We start from the raw sequence: 19,095 nt of genomic DNA, 5'->3' as shown, positions 1-19,095 counted from the left end.
TCTGCCAACGCAATCTGACTCGCATGGTTCCTATGCATCGCCATTCAGGCACTCTCTGTATAAATAATCTGCATAAAAAAGCCCCGGTGGAAACACCGGGGCCCATTATGTAAATCCCTATAAACGCAAACCGCCATCCAGTTCTATCATCCTTCCCGACAGATAGTCGTTGGCAAAAATAAAGCTCACCGTCTCGGCCAGCTGCTGCGCCTCGCCAAGGGTGCCGACCGGAATGGCCTGCTGCATCCGCGCCATCGCCTCCGGCTTCATCGCCGCCGTCATGTCGGTGGCAAACACCCCGGGGGCAATCCCCATGACCCGAATGCCATGGCGCGCCAGCTCCCGCCCCCAGGTCACCACCAGCGAGGCAACTCCCGCCTTGCTGGCGGCATAGTTGCTCTGGCCGATATTGCCGGCGCGGGCAATGGAAGAGATGTTGATGATAACGCCCCCCTGCCCCCCTTGCGCCATCAGCGCCGCCCCCTCGCGCCCGCAGAGGAAGGTACCGGTGAGGTTGACGTCAATCACGCTCTGCCACTGGGCCAGCGTCATCTTCTCCACCAGCTCACCCTCTTTCACCTTGATCAGCATGCCATCGCGCAAAATGCCGGCGCAGTTGATAAGACCGTGCAGCACGCCAAAACGCCCCTTGATGGCAGCAAAAACCGACTCAACCTCGGCTTCGCTCGCCACATTGCAGACAAACAGCTCGCACTGGCTATCTTGATCGCACTGATCATTCTGGCTGCGCACCAGGGCTGCGGTCGCCTCCAGATCGGCGCGATTGATGTCGAGCAGTGCCAGCGTCGCCCCCTGTGCGCCCAGGGCCAGCGCAATGGCCCGTCCCAAGCCACGTCCGGCGCCGGTAATAACGATGACCTTATCTTTGATATCCATCAATGCTCCTTGTAGCTGGTCGAAGGGAGATGCCTTGAAGAGAGGTGGCCCGTCAGGCGGGATCCTGTTTATCCAGATAGAGTTCGACGATGCTGGAGAAATCGCGGCTCCCCTGCCCCTTAGCGGCATGCAGGTTGAACAGGTTACGCGCGAGCGCCCCCATGGGCACAGCGCTGTGGCCATGCTCGGCCAGCGCCATGGCCAATCCCAAATCTTTCACCATCAAACGGGTCATAAAGCCCCCCTGATAGTTGCGGGCGGCAGGGACATTCTCCATCACCCCGGGCCAGGGGTTGTAGCGCTCCAGACTCCAGTTGTTGCCGGAGCTCTTGCCCATGATGGTGGAGAGCACGGCGGGATCCAGTCCCTCCTTCATCCCGAGGGCCAGCGCCTCGGCGGTACCCGCCATATGGATCGCAAGCAGCATGTTGTTGCACATCTTGGCGATCTGCCCGGCACCCAGCGCCCCGGCGTGAAACAGGTTCTGCCCCATGCAGGCGAGCAAGGGTTTTGCCGCCTCGAAATCTGCCGCGTCGCCGCCAACGATAAAGGTGAGCGTCCCGGCGGCCGCACCGGCGACACCGCCCGAGACAGGGGCATCGATAAAGCGCAAACCACGCGCGCGGGCCGCCTCCCCGACCTGACGGGCAGAGTCGACATCGATAGTTGAGCAGTCGATCACCAGTGCGCCAACCGGCAGGGCTGCCAGCAGATCCTGCCCGCCCCGCTCACCGGCGCTCTCGCCCAACCAAAGGGCGCGCACATGTTCCCCCGCAGGTAGCATGCTGATCACCACCTCGCAGCCGGTCACCGCCTCACGGGCATCCCCCGCGGCTATGCAGCCAGCGGCGATAGCGCGCTCAATGTTTTGGGCAACCAGATCAAACACCTGCACCCTGTGCCCGGCCCTGGCCAGATTGGCCGCCATGGGCCCCCCCATGTTGCCGAGCCCGATAAACCCTATCCTTGTCATCCCGCTTGCTCCTTGCGTTGCTGATGGCGGCTTACGCCGGTTGCCAAGATGTTATTCCTGGCAGGCCAACGGATTGCTCCCCTGCGGCCAGCGATAGAACTCATCCAGCCACTCCCCCTCCGGTGGCAACTGTTGCCAGCGGGGATCTTTATCCTTGTCGATCAGCAGTGCCCGTACCCCTTCCACAAAATCCCCCTTGAGCACGCAGTTGACCGAGAGGGTCAGCTCCTCGGCAAATACCTCTGCCAGTGAGTTGCGGCGAGCCTGCCAATATTGACGCCACAAAATGGCGCGGCTGATGGGGCTGCCGGTGCGGCAGATCTGCTGCGCCTGCTGGAGTACCGCCTCCTGTTCATCGAAATGGGCGCTGAACAGCCGCGCCAATACCCCTTGCAACGTGCGTCCCACCAGCAAGGCATCGATTTTCTGTTGATGGGGTAGCAGCACTGGCGCTGGCAAGCGGGCCACCACCTCACGGTGCAACCCCCTGAACAACTGATCGATCTGCTCACGGGGATCACCACTGCCAGTCCAGTCGAGTACGGCGAGGTGTGACAGCAGCGCACTGCGCTCGCCACTGGCGATGGCGTGATCCGCCAGCCCAAGACCGATGGCATCACTCCCGTTGAAGCGGGCGCCAGTCAGACCGAGCCAGAGCCCGAGTCGCCCCGGCATCCGGCTTAAAAACCAGCTTGCCCCCACGTCGGGGTAGAGGCCTATGGTCACCTCCGGCATAGCGAACAGGCTTCTTTCGGTCACCACCCGAAAATCGGCTCCGGCAAACAGGCCAATGCCACCCCCCATGCAGATACCGTCCGCCACGCAGATCAGGGGCTTGCGGTAAGAGTGGATGTGGTGGTCGAGCCGGTACTCCTGCTCGAAAAAGTCGCGGGCATATTCGAACAGTTCCGCCTCGCTCGCCTCCTGCTTGCGGTAATAGAAGGAGCGGATATCGCCACCGGCACAAAATGCCTTCTCACCCACCCCCTGCAACAGCACACAGACGATGGCGGGATCCTGCTCCCAACGGGTCAGCGTCTGTTGCAAGATCTGGATCATCGGCAGGCTCAATGCGTTGAGAGACGCAGGGCTGTCGAGGGTCAACACCCCGACCTGATGGCCATCTTCGGTGGGATAACAGCTAACCTTGACCGGCTCACTCATAAACGGCTCCGTATGAATTTATTCTGTTGGGCCATATTGCCAGCGCGGTAAGCGTTTCTCCAGGAAGGCGGCCACCCCTTCACGCTGATTGGCATCGCTAAAGAGATCGAGAAACAGCGACCGCTCAAGGGGCAAGGCGGCATCCCGCGGGCCACTGCGGCCCTGATTGATCAGGGTTTTACAGGCGCGCAGGGCGCTCGGGCTCTGGCGCTCCACCAGATGGGCCATCTGGTGCGCGGCCTCCCACGCCTGACCGGTTTTCACCACCTCCTCCACCAGCCCCATCTCGTAGGCCAGCGAGGCACTCACCTTCTCACCGCAGAGGATCATCCGCTTGGCCCAGCCCGGCCCCACCAGCTCGGTCAGGCGCTGGGTGCCACCGGCACAGGGAAGCAAGCCCACCGAGGCTTCCGGCAGTCCCAGCAACGCCTGCTGCTCGGCGATGCGGATATCACAGGCCAGCGCCACTTCCAAGCCACCGCCCATGGCATAACCATTGATGGCGGCGATACTGACGCCGTGAAAACGGGCCAGCGCCTCGAAGGCCTTGCCAAAGGCCTCGGCTACTTCGCGGGCCAGCTCGACATTCCCCTCGACAAACATATTGAGGTCGGCACCGGCGCAGAAAAATTTGTCGCCCGCACCACGGATCACCAGCGCCACCACATCGGGACGACTGTCGAGCTCCACCATCATCTGCAAAAAGGCCTGCAGGCTGGCGAGAGTCCAGGTGTTGGCAGGGGGATGGTCGAGGGTGATATAGGCCACGTGGCCATGATATTCGAGTCTGATCCTTGTCATAACATTGTCCTTGTCGATGAAGTTGCCGCCATGATGACAGGCTTGAATGACACCAACCTGTGGCTGGCTCACAAAGCCGAAACCGGCATGGCATGGCATGGCATGGCATGGTGCAAATCGGGTAGCAGGCAACACACCCTTGATGCGACCACCTGTTAGCCCAGCGACAAACCGGGATCGGCCAGCAGGCGGCGCGCGATGATGAGTCGCATCACCTCGTTGGTGCCCTCCAGAATGCGGTGTACCCGGGTATCGCGCAGATAGCGCTCGAGCGGATACTCGCGGATATAACCATAGCCGCCAAAGAGTTGCAGAGCCTCATCACAGATTCGATAACCCACATCGGTAGCATAACGTTTGGCCATGGCACACCAGGCACTCTTGTCGGATGCCCCACGATCCAGCTTGTCGGCGGCCTGACGCACCAGCAAACGGGCGGCAGCCAGCTCGGTCGCCATATCGGCCAGGCGAAACTGCACGCTCTGGAATTCGCTGATCGGGTGACCAAATTGCTGGCGTTGCTGCACATAGGCCAGCGCATCGTCCAGCGCCTGCTGGGCGGTGCCCACCGAACAGGTGGCAATATTGATGCGCCCCCCATCGAGGGCCTGCATGGCGAACTTGAATCCTTCCCCCTCTTCGCCCAACCGATAACAGGCAGGAATGCGAACCCCGTTGAAAACAACCTCCCGGGTCGGCTGGCTGTTCCAGCCCATCTTCTCTTCTGCCTTGCCATAGCTCACGCCGGGGGCATTAGCCGGCACCATAAAGGCAGAGATCCCCTTCGCACCTTCACCACCGGTACGGGCCATCACCACCAGCACATTGCTGCAGCCTGCTCCCGAGATAAAGACCTTGGTTCCCTCGATGAGGTAGCTGTCACCCTCACGCACCGCCCGGGTCTTGAGTGCCGCAGCATCGGAACCCGCCCCCGGCTCGGTGAGGCAATAGGAGCCCAGCAATTCGCCGCTAGCCAGTTTGGGCACCCACTCCTTGGCAACCTCGGTGGGCAACCAACTACCCAGCATCCAGCTCACCATGTTGTGAATGGTCAGATACGCAGTAGTCGAGGTACAGCCCATGGCAAGACGCTCGAAGATGAGGCTCGCATCGAGGCGCGGCAGCCCCAATCCGCCAAACTGCTCCGGAGTATAGAGACCACAAAAACCTAGCTCGGCCGCCTGCTTGATGGTCGGGATCGGAAACTCATGCTCCTTGTCCCAGCGCGCGGCATGGGGTTTGAGCGCCTCATCGGCAAAGGCGGCGGCGGCCTCCACATACGCCTGTTGATCATCGGTCAGGGTAAAATCCATCTTGTCGTTCGCTCCCTTGTTGTCCCGCGCTTATTTTCCTGAGTTAGCGCTTTATGACGCGGCGCCCACACGCTGCGTCAGTCGAATCTGCCACTGTGGCGCTGTTGTCGTGGTAGCTGATGACTCTTTCACTACCACCGCTTTATCGACACACAACAGATTAACAATTGATTTACGTTTACGCTAACGTAAACTTGTGGCAGAAGTGAAGTACAAAATGGACCGACCACTGCCAGCCGTAACGCCGAGTCAGCCGGTCAAACCAACCTTCCTACCCGACTGTCATATCCGCAAGGAGAGCATGGATGCAGATGGATGAGACCCTGAATGCCCTGACCGAACAGGTTGCGGCCTTCTGCCAGAAAGTGATCGCCCCGCGCGCCAGCGAGATCGATCAGAGCAACGCCTTTCCCCGTGATCTCTGGCCCCGGATGGGTGAACTGGGGCTGCACGGCATCACGGTGGCGGAGGAGTATGACGGGGTGAACCTCGGCTATCTGGCCCACGTGCTGGTGATGGAACAGGTAAGCCGCGCCAGCGCCTCGGTCGGCCTCTCCTACGGCGCCCACTCCAATCTCTGTATCAATCAGATCCACCGCCACGGCACGGCGGAGCAAAAAGCACGCTACCTCCCCCCGCTGGTGAGCGGCGAGCATGTGGGGGCGCTGGCCATGAGCGAGCCGGGCGCCGGGTCCGATGTGGTCAGCATGCGCCTCACCGCGAAGCGCGAGGGCGATCACTTCGTGCTGAACGGCAACAAGATGTGGATCACCAACGGACCCGATGCCGACACCTTCGTCATCTATGCCAAGACAGATACCAGTGCGGGCCCCAAAGGAATTTCTGCCTTTATCGTTGAAGCCGGCACTCCCGGTTTTTCTACCGCCCAGAAGCTCGACAAGCTGGGGATGCGCGGCTCCAGCACCTGCGAGCTGGTGTTCGACTACTGCCGAGTGCCGCAGGAAAACCTGCTGGGCACCCTGCACGGCGGGGTCAAGGTGCTGATGAGCGGGCTCGATTACGAGCGGGTGGTACTGGCTGCGGGCCCCCTTGGCATCATGCAGGCCTGCATGGATGTAGTGCTGCCCTATGTGCGTGAGCGCAAGCAGTTTGGTCAAGCCATCGGCGAGTTCCAGTTGGTGCAGGGCAAGCTCGCCGACATGTATACCCGCCTCGCCAGCAGCCGGGCGCTGGTCTACTCGGTGGCGAGCGCCTGCGATCAGGGTCGCACCAGCCGTAAAGATTGCGCCGCCGCCATCCTGTTTGCCGCCGAAAACGCCACCCAGATGGCCCTCGACGCGATCCAGCTGCTCGGCGGCAACGGCTACATCAACGAATACCCCACTGGCCGCCTGCTGCGGGACGCCAAACTCTACGAGATCGGCGCCGGCACCTCGGAGATCCGCCGCTGGCTCATCGGCCGCGAGCTGATGGGAGAAAATTCATGAGTCGTATCCACTCCCGCCTCGACACGGCGAGCCCGGAATATGCGGCCAATCGGGCCGCCATGCAGGGGCTGGTCGATGATCTCCATGCCCGCATTGCCGAGATCGCGCAAGGGGGCGGCGCGGCCAACAACGCCCGCCATCAGGCCCGTGGCAAGCTGCTGCCCCGCGAGCGCATCAATCAGCTGCTGGACCCGGGCTCCCCGTTTCTCGAACTCTCGGCGCTGGCTGGCTGGCAGGTCTATGACGAGCCGGTGCCCGCCGCCGGTATCATCACCGGCATCGGCCGGGTCTCTGGGCGCCTGTGCATGCTGGTGGTGAACGACGCTACCGTGAAGGGTGGTACCTACTACCCGCTCACGGTAAAAAAACACCTGCGCGCCCAGGTCATCGCCGAGCGGCTGCGTCTCCCCTGCCTCTATCTGGTGGATTCCGGAGGCGCCTTCTTGCCGATGCAGGACGAGGTGTTCCCCGACCGGGATCACTTTGGCCGCATCTTCTACAACCAGGCCCGCATGTCGGCCCAAAACATCCCTCAACTGGCGGTGGTGATGGGGCTCTGCACCGCTGGCGGCGCCTACGTGCCCGCCATGGCTGATGAATCCATCATGGTCAGGGAGCAGGCCACCATCTTTCTGGCGGGTCCGCCGCTGGTCAAGGCCGCCACCGGCGAGGAGATCAGCGCCGAGGCCTTGGGCGGCGCCGAGGTACACTGCGCCCACTCGGGAGTTGCTGATCATATGGCCCGTGACGATGCCCATGCGCTGGCCATCGCCCGCACGCTGGTTACTCATCTGGGTAACGAGCCGATAGAGAGCAGCCCCGGCTACGAGCCCCCCTGCTACCCCATAGAGGAGCTCTACGGTCTGGTGGGCACCAGTCTCAAACGTCCTTACGACGCCCGCGAACTGATCGCCCGACTGGTGGATGGCTCTGATTTTGACGAATTCAAGGCGCTGTTCGGCACCACCCTGGTGACCGGCTTTGCCCGTATTTGCGGCATGGAAGTGGGGATCCTCGCCAACAACGGCGTGCTGCACAGCGACAGTGCCCAGAAGGGGGCCCACTTTATCCAACTCTGTAACCGGCGTGCCATCCCGCTGCTCTTTTTGCAGAACATCACCGGCTTTATGGTGGGGAGTAGCGCAGAAAAAGAGGGGATCGCCAAGCACGGCGCCAAGCTGGTGACCGCAGTGGCCTGCAGCCGGGTGCCCAAGATCACCCTAATCGTCGGCGGCAGCTTTGGTGCCGGCAACTACGGCATGTGTGGCCGCGCTTATGAGCCCGATTTTCTCTTTAGCTGGCCCAACAGCCGTATCTCTGTCATGGGGGGCGAGCAAGCTGCCGGGGTGCTGGTGCAGGTGCGTCGGGACAAGCTGGCTACCGAGGGCAAAGACTTGAGCGAACAGGAAGCAGCCACCATCCGCGCGCCCGTGATCGAGCAGTATGAGCGCCAGGGTCACCCCTACTACGCCAGCGCCCGCCTCTGGGATGATGGCGTCATTGACCCGGCCCAGAGCCGCACCGTGCTGGCGCTGGCGCTCGCCGCCTGTCAGGGTGCCCGCATTGAACCCGAGCAGTACGGCATCTTCCGGATGTAAGGAGCAAACCCATGTCAGATCCACTTACTTCCTCAGCACTTGGCTCTTCAACACAGGGCCCGTTTCGGCTGGAGCGGCACGGCCCGCTGGCCGAGCTGGTGCTGTCGCGCCCGGCCCGCCACAACGCCTTTGATGCCGACCTGATGCTGGGGCTGCTCGACTGTCTCGATGATCTGGCCCATCTTCATGGTCATGATCTCGCCGAACGTCCTCACGCCCTGCTGCTACGTGCCGAGGGCAAACACTTTTGCGCGGGCGCCGACCTCAACTGGATGCGCAATCTGGCCCACGCCGATTTCGAGCACAATCGCGAAGACGCCCGGGTACTGGCGCGGCTGATGCAGACCCTCGACGAGCTCCCCTTCCCCACGGTAGCGCTGGTGCAGGGGGCCGCCTACGGCGGGGCGCTGGGGCTGATCTGTGCCTGCGATCTGGTGCTGGCCAGCGATGATGCCCGCTTCTGTCTCTCCGAGGTGAGCCTGGGTCTGGTGCCTGCGGTGATCAGCCCCTACGTGGTACGTGCCATGGGAATGCGTCAGGCGCGCCGCTACATGCTCAGTGCCGAGCCTTTCGATGCCATCACCGCTTGTCGGCTCAATGTGGCACATCAACTCTGCAAGCCGGATCAACTGCTGGCGGAGGGACGGGCGCAGGCCCTTCGTCTATGCCGCAACGGGCCGGAAGCGATGAAAGAGACCAAACGACTGCTGGCGGCGATAGAGGCCCATCCTTCCCACCTGCACGAAGAGAAAACCGTCGAGACCATCGCCCGGGTTCGGGTGGGACTCGAAGCCCAGGAGGGGATGCAGGCCTTCTTCGACAAACGCCCTCCCGCCTGGCGTCCCCGTTTCAAGGATGAGACATGACCCATCACACTCAGATTAAACGCCTGCTGATTGCCAATCGTGGCGAAATCGCCGTGCGCATCATCAAGACGGCGAAACGCCTCGGCATTCACACCATCGCCCTCTACTCCGATGCCGACGCCCATGCCATGCACACCCGTCTGGCCGATGAGGCCTGGCATCTGGGGCCCGCACCGGCCAGAGAGAGCTATCTCGACACCGGCAAGGTGCTGAAGATTGCCAAAGAGGCGCGCGCCGATGCCATCCATCCCGGTTACGGCTTTCTGTCGGAAAACAGCGATTTTGCCACCGCCTGCGAACAGCGCGGCCTGCGCTTTGTCGGCCCAAGCGGCGCCGCCATTCTCGCCATGGGCGACAAATCGGGCGCCAAGGCGCTGATGCAGGCTGCCGGCGTACCTGTGCTGCCCGGCTATCACGGCACGGATCAACGACCGGACTTCTTGCGCGATCAGGCGAGCCAGATTGGCTTCCCGCTACTTATCAAGGCGGCCAGTGGCGGCGGTGGCAAGGGGATGCGCCGGGTCGATCAGCTGGCCGACTTTGACGAGTCGCTGGCGGCAGTCAAACGGGAAGCCAAGGCCGCCTTTGGCGACGATCTGGTGCTGCTGGAGCGCTATCTGCCCCAGGCTCGCCATGTTGAGGTGCAGGTCTTTGCCGATAGCCTCGGCAACGCCATCTATCTGGGGGACAGGGACTGCTCCTTGCAACGACGCCATCAGAAGGTGATCGAAGAGGCGCCCGCCCCCGACATCCCTCCGGCTCTGCGCAGCGCCATGGGGGAGGCAGCCGTGGCCGCAGCCAAAGCCATCCATTATCAGGGGGCTGGCACCATCGAGTTCCTGCTCTGCAAGGATGCGTTCTTCTTTATGGAGATGAACACCCGGCTGCAGGTGGAGCATCCGGTCACCGAAGCGGTGACCGGGCAGGATCTGGTGGCCTGGCAACTGGCCGTGGCAGAAGGCAAGCCGCTACCACTCACCCAGGAGGAAGTGGTGCTGCGCGGCCATGCAGTGGAGGCGCGCCTCTACGCCGAGGATGTGGCGGCCGGTTTTCTGCCCGCCAGCGGGCCTATCCACTGGCTCCACTGGCCCGTTGGCGTGCGCATCGACACCGGCGTTACCGCTGGCGATGAGGTGAGTCCCTATTACGATCCCATGATCGCCAAGCTGATCGCCCACGGCCAGAACCGCGCCGAGGCGTTCGCCAAACTGGCAGATGCGCTGGCGGCACTGGATCTCGGCCCGCTGGTGCACAACGGCCCGCTGCTGCGGCGCCTGTGTGAAGAGCCTGATGTCTTGGCCATGCGCCACCATACCCAGTGGCCCATCCCTACCACAGCACAACCCATTCCTGAACTTGCCTGGCCGCTGGCCACACTCTGGCTGGCGAGCTGCGCTGCGGGCCCCTCCCCCTGGCAGCAAGCCTGCGGATTTCGGCTGGGGCCGGATCGCTGCTGGACAGCGGCGGTACGCATTGGTGATGAGCGCCGGGTATTGACCCTTAACGATCATGACGGCCAGTTTGAGTGGCAAGGGGAGACACGTTGCTACCAGAGAGGTGACGATCATATCCGGCTGCGACAGGGTGGCTGCTGGCAGCAGATCCCCATTCAGACGGTCCCAGGCTCGGAGGCAACCTTCATCATGACCCTGGCGGGCCAGCGCATCCGCTTCGCGGCCGATGATCGGCAGCACAGCCACCACCATGATCAGGCAAATGAGAAGGCGCAGGGCGCCATCGCCCCCATGCACGGCATCGTAGTCGCGGTGTTGGTCGAGCAGGGGCAAGCTGTCAACAAGGGGCAACCTCTGCTGGTGCTGGAAGCGATGAAGATGGAACACCAGTTGCGTGCAGAGCGGGACGGGGTAATTGAAGCCCTGCAGTGCAAACAGGGCGAGCAGGTAAGCCAAGGGACCGTGCTGGTGCGCTTTGCCGAAGAGACTGCTTCACAGGAGGAACACCCATGAACCGATCACAGGACGTCCGTGACGACAGGGTCAGTCTGGTGGAGATGGGGCCGCGAGATGGTCTGCAAAATGAAGCTGCGCCCCTCTCCCTGGTACAGCGGCTGGAGCTGATCCAGCGCCTTACCGACAGCGGCCTGCAACGCATCGAGGTGGGTGCCTTTGTCTCTGCCAAAAAAGTGCCGCAGATGGCGGACTCCGCAGCGCTGTTCGAGGCACTGCCGCGCAAGGGCTCAACCCGTTACGGCGCTCTGGTGCCCAATCTGCAAGGCTTGCAGGCAGCCATTGCCGCCCGCGCCGATGAGATTGGCCTCTTCACCGCCTGCTCCGACGGTTTTACCCGCGCCAATATCGGCATCAGCGTGGAGGAGTCGCTGGTGCGCTTCGCCCCGCTGGTGCAGGAGGCACGCCGCCTCGGCATCAAGGTGCGCGGCTACCTCTCCACCGTCATCGCCTGCCCGTTTGATGGCCCGACCCGCCCGAAACGGGTCGCTGCCATGGCCGAGCAACTGCTGGATCTCGGCTGCCACGAAATTTCGCTGGGGGACACCATAGGCGTCGGCACTCCGGGCACCGTGGCCCCCATGCTGGATGCGGTGCTGCACGAGATCCCGGCGGGTCGACTCGCGGTCCATTTTCACGACACCTACGGCCAGGGGTTGGCCAACCTGCTACCCGCACTGGAGCGCGGCATTCGCACCATCGACTGCTCGGTGGCGGGGCTTGGCGGCTGCCCCTATGCGCCGGGCGCCTCCGGCAATGTGGCGTCAGAAGAGGTGGTCTACCTGCTACACGGCCTTGGCATGACGACCGGGGTGGATCTCGACAAACTGGCGGCCACCGGCCAGTGGGTGAGCGAGCAGCTCGCTCGCCCCAACGGCTCGCGGGTCGGTCAGGCCCTGCACGCCAATGCCGAGCGGCTCCGTACCCGCCTCTGCCAGCCACACGCCCAGCAACAGGAGTCATGACCATGTCCCGTTCCCTGCCCGGCAAGGAGATCACCTACAGCATTTCGGAGCTGGCCCACGAGTTCGATGTCACGCCGCGCACCATCCGCTACTACGAGGATGAGGGGCTGCTCACCCCCCAGCGGGAGGGGCAAACCCGCATCTACAGCCATCGGGACAAGATCCGGCTCAAGTTGACCCTGCGCGGCAAACGGCTGGGGTTTAGCCTGGCCGAGATCCGCGAGCTGTTCGATATGTACGACACCGACAAATCGAGCAAAACCCAGCTCCACTCCATGATCCAGCTGATCGAGGCAAAACGCGGCGCCCTGCGCCAGCAACTGGAGGATATCCAGATGGTGATGGCCGAGCTGGAAGCCGCCGAACAACGCTGTGTTAATTCCCTTAACAGCTTGAAAACTGGCGCAGATTAACCGAATCTGGGAGCAAGCTATTGCCCTGGGGATCCCATGAGATATTGGTGCTGGTTTTTGCTCTTGTTCAGCCTCTCTGGCTGGAGCCATCCCCTCATCAAGGTTGGTGGATACCCCTATGCCCCCTTTGTGATCAAACTCCCCGATTCCCGCTATGAAGGACTGACTCTGGAGCTTATCGACCAGCTCAATGCCGTACAGAAAGAGGTGACCTTCGTCTTTGTCCCCACCTCGGCCGCCAACCGTTACAAGGCGCTCGATCTGGGCCGTTTCTCGCTGATGCTGTTTGAAGACAGCAAGTGGGGCTGGGACACAGATAAATTCAAAATGACAGCCCCCTTCCTCGGTGGTGGCGAGGTCTATGTGGCCCTGAACAAAACGGGCCGAGATCAGCGCTTTTTCGATGACCCCTCTCGGCATCATCTTATCGGGGTGACCGGCTATCACTACGGCGTCGGCCAGTTCAATGCCGATCCTCTCTACCTGCAGCGCAAGCTCAATATCACCCTGGTCAAAGACAACGTCAGCGCCCTGCAAGCACTACTCAAAGGGCGCGGCGAGGTAGCCATTCTCAACGTTTCATACCTTAACCAGTATCTGCAGGCCAATCCCGACACAGCCGACCAGCTGCTGATCTCGCAAAAATGGGATCAACAGTATCAACACCGCGCCATCCTTCACCCTGAGGCCCCCATTACCCCTGCCCAGCTGGAACAGTGGCTGGCAGCGCTGCAAAAAAAGGGTGAACTGGATCGCCTTTGGACAAAGTACGGCGTACAACAGCACGCAACCCCATGATTACTATCCAGCTTTTCTGTACCATGGCGGGAACCAAATGGGAGTGCACCAAATGAACACCACCGAGCCCGCGTCCCCCAAGCTCCGCTTGCTGCGCTACCTTGCCTACGCTTTCCTGCTGTTTCTTATCCTGATCACTCTGCTGCTGTGGCAAACCCCCCGTCTGGTCCAGCGCTATCTGCCCGGCTGGCTGGCCGAGCACTATGGCCTGCAACTGACGCTGGGGGAGATTGACGTAGGGCTGCGCAACCCTTCTCTCACTCTCGGCGCGACTGCCTTGCTCGATGCCAAGCAGCAGCCCATCATCGGTTTTGAGCAGCTCTTTATCACCCCCGACCTGCAAGCCAGCTGGCAGCAGAAAGGGGTCGTGCTTTCCACCGTCACCCTGACCAAACCCGTGGTGCTGCTGCAACGGCTGGCAGACAAAAAGGGGGATGTTCGACTCAATCTGACCGATGCACTGGCGACCCTGCTCGCCCCTGCGCCCTCCCCCGAGCCCGAACCAGCCAGTGCCCCGCTGCTGATCGACATTGCCAGCGTCAATGTCACTGACGGGCATGTGCGCTATCAGGATCAGCGCAAGGCGAGCGAACCCGGCTGGTTGCCGCCTCTCAATCTGGAGAAAGTGACCCTCAAGCTCGATAACCTGCGCACCGAGGCAAATCACCCGACCGCCTATCAGCTGAGCGCCGCCATCAATGGCAAAAGCAGCCTCGCCGCTCATGGCAAACTCGATGTGATGAGCGGCATGGGTCAGGGTAAGGTGAGCCTCAAGCAGGTCGAGCTGAAACCCTTCGCCCCGCTCTGGGCACCCTATCTCAAGCTGGATCTGGCCAAGGGCCACGCCAATGCAGAGGTGGAGTACCAGCTTAAAGAGGGCAAGCAAGGAGTGCTGTGGCAATTGTCCAAAGGCAAGCTGACCCTGGACAACTGGCAGCTTAAAAAACACAAGGGCGACGAATTTGCCCGCTTCGGCCAGCTGGCCCTGAGCGATCTGGCTGTCGATGGCCAGAAACAGTCGCTCCAGATCGGCAAGGTGACCCTGCAACAGCCCCTGCTCAAGGCCACCCTCAACCCACAGCAGGAGCTGGATCTGGCTGACTTGCTGATTGAACAGGCCCCCGCTAAGCCCGTCAAAGGGGCCCACGCCGCAAACGAGGTGGCCAGCAATGCGGCGCCCAAATCGGCACCACAAGCAAAGACAGCCGGTAACGGCAAGCAACATACGCCAGACAAACCCTGGCAGTGGCAGATCAAGCAGATCCTTATCGACAAGGGTGATCTCACCCTCACCGAATCGAGCAGCGGCAAACCGCAGGCACGTCAGCTCTCCGGCCTCAAGCTGGCGTTGGGGCCACTGGGCAGCAAGGGGGAGCAACTGAGCAAACTGACTCTGGCCACCCAGTTCAACCAGAGCAGCCCCCTCGCCTTTGATGGCCAACTGACCCTGACTCCTTTCACCTTAAGCGGCGACATCAACCAGCAGGGGCTACCCCTGACGCTGGCACAGCCCTATCTGGCCGATCTGGTACGCATCAAGGTGCAAAACGGGCTGCTGAGCAGCAAGACCAGACTTGATCTCGCCACCACCGCCCAGGGAGATCTGAGCAAGCTGACCCTGCAAGGGGGGCTCGATATCAACGGGCTCAAGGTGGTCGATCGGGCAGACAATCAGCGGCTGCTGGAGTTCAACACCCTGGCACTCACCGGTCTGACGTATGACGGCATCAGCCAGCAGATGCGGATCAAGGACATTGCTCTGAACAAGCCCTTCGCCCGCATCGAGATCAACGAAGATGGCACCACCAACCTGCAACAACTGCTGTTACCGCAGCCGGCGGCAGCCAAAAGTACTCAAGCGGCGGCCGGCAGCAAGACTCCCGACTTTCGTTTCACCATCGACCAGCTGCGCACCGAGCAGGGCAACCTTCGCTTTGCTGATCGCAGTCTGAGTCAGGATTTTGTGGCCGATATCGCCTCACTGGGCGGCCAGAGTCGCCATATCAGCAATATTCCGGGGCAACATTCCGATCTTGCCTTCAACGGCAAGGTGGATCGCTATGCGCCGGTGACTATTCGCGGCGGTACCAACCTGCTGGTCGCCAACCCGATCCTCGACATCGCGGTCGCCTTCCACAATCTGGAGCTCACCACCTTCACCCCCTACTCGGGCACCTATGCCGGTTATGCCATCGACAAGGGGCAGCTCTCCATGAAACTGCACTATAAGCTGGAGGGCAACCGGCTGGAGGGGGATAACGACATCACCATCAAGAAGCTGCAACTGGGCGAGAAGATAAAGAGCGATCAGGCCAAGGATCTGCCGCTGGGGCTGGCCATCGCCCTGCTGAGCGATGCCAACGGGGTGATACAGATGAACCTCAAGGTGAAGGGCGATCTCGATCAACCGGACTTCAGCATCGGCAATATCTTCTGGGATGTGCTGGGCAACACCCTGAGCAAGGCGATCACCTCCCCCTTCTCCCTGCTCGCCTCGCTGGCCGATGGCACCGAAGATCTCGACGAACTTCCCTTCCTGCCGGGGGATCCCGATCTCCCCCCCACCCAGCAGGAGAAACTGGTCAAGCTGGCGCAGGCCCTCAAGGATAGACCCAAGCTCAGCATGAACATTCGCGGCAAGGTCAACTTCAACGAGGAGCGCCCCATCCTGCAACGGCAAAAACTGGAGCGGGTACTGGCCAAGCTCACCGGCAATCAGGCGGATCTCGACCTGCTGGAACAGGACTCAGCCCTGCAAGAGGCGCTGGCCCGGGCCTATGAAGAGCGCTTTGGCGAAGATCTGGATGACCTGGCCGCTCGGCTCCATCTGGATGAAGAGAGCGCGGCACTGCGGGCCCAGGCGGTGATCCTGCTGCGGGATCAGCAGCTCATCACCGCCAAATCCCTGCGCAATCTCGCCATGCGCCGGGCGCAAAATACCAAGGAGTTTCTGGTCGACAGCCAGGGGATCGCCCCGGAGCGGCTGTTCGTGCTCGACAGCCAGGTCAAGGAAGAGGACAAGGAAGCCAAAGTGATCCTGACACTGGATCAGTAAGGCCGCCGCACTGCACAAAAGCGTAATAAAAATACAACCCCTCAACTATTTTGACACCTTTTGCTCACCAAACAGCCTGTCCTGGTGAGCATTTGGCCTCTGATGCAAATAATCACGTAGTTTTTTTACGATTTATCCCCCTTGCCCCCTTGCGGGCGCGCCACAGCCTGCCTAAAATCGCGCGTCTTTTGTTAACCCCCACCTCTATTTTTGGAGAACGCCACGTGAGCGAAAAATTGGCCAACCCTGCCCCTCTGGGTCTGATGGGTTTCGGTATGACCACCATCCTGCTGAACATCCATAACGCAGGTTTCTTCCCCATCAGCGCCATGATCCTGGCCATGGGCCTGTGCTACGGCGGCATCGCCCAGATCATCGCTGGCATCATGGAGTACAAGCGTGGCAACACCTTCGGTGTGACCGCATTCACCTCCTACGGCCTGTTCTGGCTAAGCCTGGTGTTCCTGCTGATCATGCCGACCATGGGTCTGGCCGAAGCCACTCCGCACGCCTACATGGGTTGGTATCTGCTGATGTGGGGCATGTTCACCCTGTTCATGCTGGTTGGCACCATCAACTACCCGCGCGCCAAGCAGTTCGTGTTCGCCTCCCTGACCGTGCTGTTCTTCCTGCTGGCCGCCCGTGACTTCACCGGCAGCACCCTGATCGGCACCATCGCCGGTTTCGAAGGCATCATCTGTGGCGCCAGCGCTATCTACCTGGCCATGGCCACCGTGATCAACGAGCAGTTCGGCCGCACCGTGATGCCGATCGGCGATCACAAGAAAGCCGCCGCAGTACAGCTGAAAACCGCTGCCTGATAGGCAAGCCACTCAGATTGTGAAAAAGGCACCCTTGGGTGCCTTTTTTCTATCTCGCAAAGCTGACGTTCCTGCGCACACATCTCCCTTTTCAGCCCTACATCCGGATATCCGTCTCTAGCTATTCGGCACTCCTGACACCCCCATTTGTGGATATATCCATCAACTAAATAAGGCTCTCACGGGCCACCACAAGGGATACAGTTTGTTATTCGGTATGAAGCCGTATGACCACTCCCTTTTGTTGGCAACTGTCAGGTGAATACCATCTCCATACATGTGATTTAAATCAAAGTGCCGACCAAGTTATCGGTACTTTTATCTCCCTATGTAAGTTAAAAATTCACAGCGGCGTTAAATCTAATATCCCAGAGGTCAAGGTCCTGACGCCCGATACTGTAATAACCGGTGATAACTTCAAAACGCTGATGACGCTGAGGGGCTACCGCCAGTGCAATCCGTGCAGATCCACTCCACGGGGTCGTACTTTCCATTGTTAGATTTTCATTCAGGATCTGACCATCATTGGGACGCTCAATATCATAACGAACCCCAAGACGCAGGGCCGGTATAATTTGAACACCATCGGTTGTGGTGAAAATACGACTGATATCCCCTGATGCTTCACTGGTGGCATATTCAAAAGAGTTTTCATTAACCCGCAATGTCACGTTATAAATCTGGTTTGCATAAGGCAATGAGCCTGTGTAATCAAACGCATCGGATTTATTGTGACTGTAAAAGAGGGCAAGCTTGGGCCGCAGCAGATATTCACCAACGTCGTAGCCGCCGGTCAGGTTGGCTGAGATCAACCCGGTCGTTGTCTTGAAACTCCCTTTAAGTACATCGAGTTCGGTATCGTTATCAGTTCGTCCCCATGCAGCCCAGCCATCCAGCAGCCAGTGCGTATCTAGCCTATAGCCGCCATATGGCCCAACAAAGAAGCTGTCCCCCTCATTTCGTACCGAACTGCCAAACGTGCCAAGAGAGGTTTTGCTATTGGCAAATGCAATACCGCCCAGCCCGTCTTTACCAAGGGATCTGTGTATACCGATCAAAAAGCTGTTGGCATGTCCGGATGTGTCTATCTCGTTACGATCATCGGAGACTCCGGTATGGCGTACATCAGTCCATACCTGCCACAACCCCTTTTGACTGGCAATATCTTCAAATTGGTCAAGCCCGACAACGACACGATCTGAAATACTGAGGGAGCCGCTCAAATAGCCCATCAAGGCATCTGCACTGATACTGGTCACAATATTGCGGATCGGGTCACTCCCACCGCCGGATCCGCCACCAGTTCCACCATTGCCGCCCCCCCCACCGCCGGTTCCGCCACCACTTCCTCCATTGCTGCCGCCACCACCTCCGGTTCCGCCACCAGTGCCACCGTTACTCTCTCCCCCATCGATCGGGGGAATATTTGGAAATACCGGATTGGTCTGGTTTCTCGAATCGAGGAAGCAGTTGAAAGAACCATCCGCATTGAGGAGATCCAGTTTGTGAGTCCCGTTAAGGTCATCAAGTACTACAGGTGAGACACTCAAGTGCAACGACGCGCGGTTTGCATTCCAACTATCGATTTCAGATACCCCGGGAGCAGAGAGGCGAAAATTCCCCCCGGAACCGGGACTTGAAAGCCATAGTGATACCGAATTGTCAGCCGAACGCCCAAGAAACTCTAGATGCTGCCCCGGTTGCCTGTTCGGGCAATCCGCCGCCCATGCTGTTGGCAAGCAGATACTGGTAAGGCAGCCAATTCCCAAAATACGTGAAATCATTATGTCCTCCTGACACTACGTTATCTCACTGACATCCTTGCATGACTTTTAGCATTCCCCACAAACAGGTCACTCGATGCAATGGGTAAAGGAACAAATCAATCTGACAAGTTCAAATCGCAGACTATTTTAGTATCCACACTGTTTCTGGTCTCCTGTAATAAAATTCGTTTAGCGCCTGAATCGCGATGATTGATTAAATCAAACCACTTTAAAACCCATAAAAAATGCC

At 60.2% G+C, this 19,095-nt stretch carries 15 protein-coding genes; 9 read left to right on the top strand and 6 right to left on the bottom strand.

Going from position 1 to position 19,095, the window contains the following annotated elements:
- Window positions 1-117: 117 nt before the first annotated feature.
- From I6L49_RS04280 to I6L49_RS04260, 5 genes are all read right to left on the bottom strand, one after another.
- A complete protein-coding gene (locus tag I6L49_RS04280) occupies window positions 118-897 on the bottom strand; it encodes an SDR family oxidoreductase (RefSeq protein WP_216950680.1) in 780 nt (259 codons plus the stop codon).
- 52 nt (window positions 898-949) lie between these two features.
- Complete coding sequence (gene mmsB / locus I6L49_RS04275) at window positions 950-1,870, bottom strand: 3-hydroxyisobutyrate dehydrogenase (protein ID WP_216950679.1); 921 nt, start codon at window positions 1,868-1,870, stop codon at window positions 950-952.
- A 51-nt stretch (window positions 1,871-1,921) separates the two neighbouring features.
- Window positions 1,922-3,034 carry an enoyl-CoA hydratase/isomerase family protein gene (locus I6L49_RS04270; protein ID WP_216950678.1) on the bottom strand — a complete coding sequence of 371 codons (1,113 nt, stop codon included), beginning with the start codon at window positions 3,032-3,034 and terminating at the stop codon, window positions 1,922-1,924.
- Window positions 3,035-3,052: 18 nt separating this feature from the next.
- The gene (locus I6L49_RS04265) at window positions 3,053-3,835 is read right to left on the bottom strand and encodes an enoyl-CoA hydratase (protein WP_005336930.1); all 783 of its coding nucleotides are present in this window, start codon (window positions 3,833-3,835) and stop codon (window positions 3,053-3,055) included.
- Between the two features lie 155 nt (window positions 3,836-3,990).
- Entirely contained in the window at window positions 3,991-5,148 is a 1,158-nt protein-coding gene (locus I6L49_RS04260) for an acyl-CoA dehydrogenase family protein (protein ID WP_216950677.1), read from the bottom strand.
- A 305-nt stretch (window positions 5,149-5,453) separates the two neighbouring features.
- On the opposite strand from I6L49_RS04260, the gene I6L49_RS04255 reads away from it, so the two are divergent.
- The 9 genes from I6L49_RS04255 to I6L49_RS04215 all read left to right on the top strand — a co-directional run bounded on the left by I6L49_RS04255 (window position 5,454) and on the right by I6L49_RS04215 (window position 17,079).
- A complete protein-coding gene (locus I6L49_RS04255; protein ID WP_216950676.1) occupies window positions 5,454-6,596 on the top strand; it encodes an isovaleryl-CoA dehydrogenase in 1,143 nt (380 codons plus the stop codon).
- The gene (locus I6L49_RS04250; protein ID WP_216950675.1) at window positions 6,593-8,194 is read left to right on the top strand and encodes a carboxyl transferase domain-containing protein; all 1,602 of its coding nucleotides are present in this window, start codon (window positions 6,593-6,595) and stop codon (window positions 8,192-8,194) included. Before I6L49_RS04255 ends, I6L49_RS04250 begins: the two co-directional genes overlap by 4 nt.
- Window positions 8,195-8,205: 11 nt before the next feature.
- Window positions 8,206-9,060: an enoyl-CoA hydratase-related protein gene (locus I6L49_RS04245; RefSeq protein WP_216950674.1), complete on the top strand. Its 855-nt coding sequence runs from the start codon at window positions 8,206-8,208 to the stop codon at window positions 9,058-9,060.
- Window positions 9,057-11,027, top strand: coding sequence for a biotin carboxylase N-terminal domain-containing protein (locus I6L49_RS04240; RefSeq protein WP_216950673.1), 1,971 nt, complete (start codon window positions 9,057-9,059; stop codon window positions 11,025-11,027). Before I6L49_RS04245 ends, I6L49_RS04240 begins: the two co-directional genes overlap by 4 nt.
- Entirely contained in the window at window positions 11,024-11,992 is a 969-nt protein-coding gene (locus I6L49_RS04235; protein WP_216950672.1) for a hydroxymethylglutaryl-CoA lyase, read from the top strand. The genes I6L49_RS04240 and I6L49_RS04235 overlap by 4 nt, the downstream gene beginning before the upstream one ends.
- 2 nt (window positions 11,993-11,994) lie before the next feature.
- The gene (locus I6L49_RS04230; protein WP_005351385.1) at window positions 11,995-12,405 is read left to right on the top strand and encodes a MerR family DNA-binding transcriptional regulator; all 411 of its coding nucleotides are present in this window, start codon (window positions 11,995-11,997) and stop codon (window positions 12,403-12,405) included.
- 36 nt (window positions 12,406-12,441) lie between these two features.
- Complete coding sequence (locus I6L49_RS04225) at window positions 12,442-13,203, top strand: ABC transporter substrate-binding protein (RefSeq protein WP_216950671.1); 762 nt, start codon at window positions 12,442-12,444, stop codon at window positions 13,201-13,203.
- Window positions 13,204-13,255: 52 nt separating this feature from the next.
- Window positions 13,256-16,258: a DUF748 domain-containing protein gene (locus I6L49_RS04220; RefSeq protein ID WP_216950670.1), complete on the top strand. Its 3,003-nt coding sequence runs from the start codon at window positions 13,256-13,258 to the stop codon at window positions 16,256-16,258.
- Between the two features lie 224 nt (window positions 16,259-16,482).
- Window positions 16,483-17,079 (top strand): acetate uptake transporter, encoded by a 597-nt coding sequence (locus I6L49_RS04215; protein WP_206877713.1) that lies wholly within the window; start codon window positions 16,483-16,485, stop codon window positions 17,077-17,079.
- A gap of 335 nt (window positions 17,080-17,414) precedes the next feature.
- Here the strand turns inward: I6L49_RS04215 and I6L49_RS04210 are convergent, their stop codons facing one another.
- Window positions 17,415-18,863, bottom strand: a complete 1,449-nt coding sequence (locus tag I6L49_RS04210) for an autotransporter outer membrane beta-barrel domain-containing protein (protein WP_216950669.1) — start codon at window positions 18,861-18,863, stop codon at window positions 17,415-17,417.
- Between the last annotated feature and the right edge of the window lie 232 nt (window positions 18,864-19,095).

Origin of the sequence: Aeromonas sp. FDAARGOS 1419 (assembly GCF_019047045.1) — a bacterium.
Classification (GTDB): Bacteria; Pseudomonadota; Gammaproteobacteria; order Enterobacterales; family Aeromonadaceae; genus Aeromonas; species Aeromonas veronii.
This window is presented reverse-complemented; position numbering and strand designations above follow the sequence as displayed.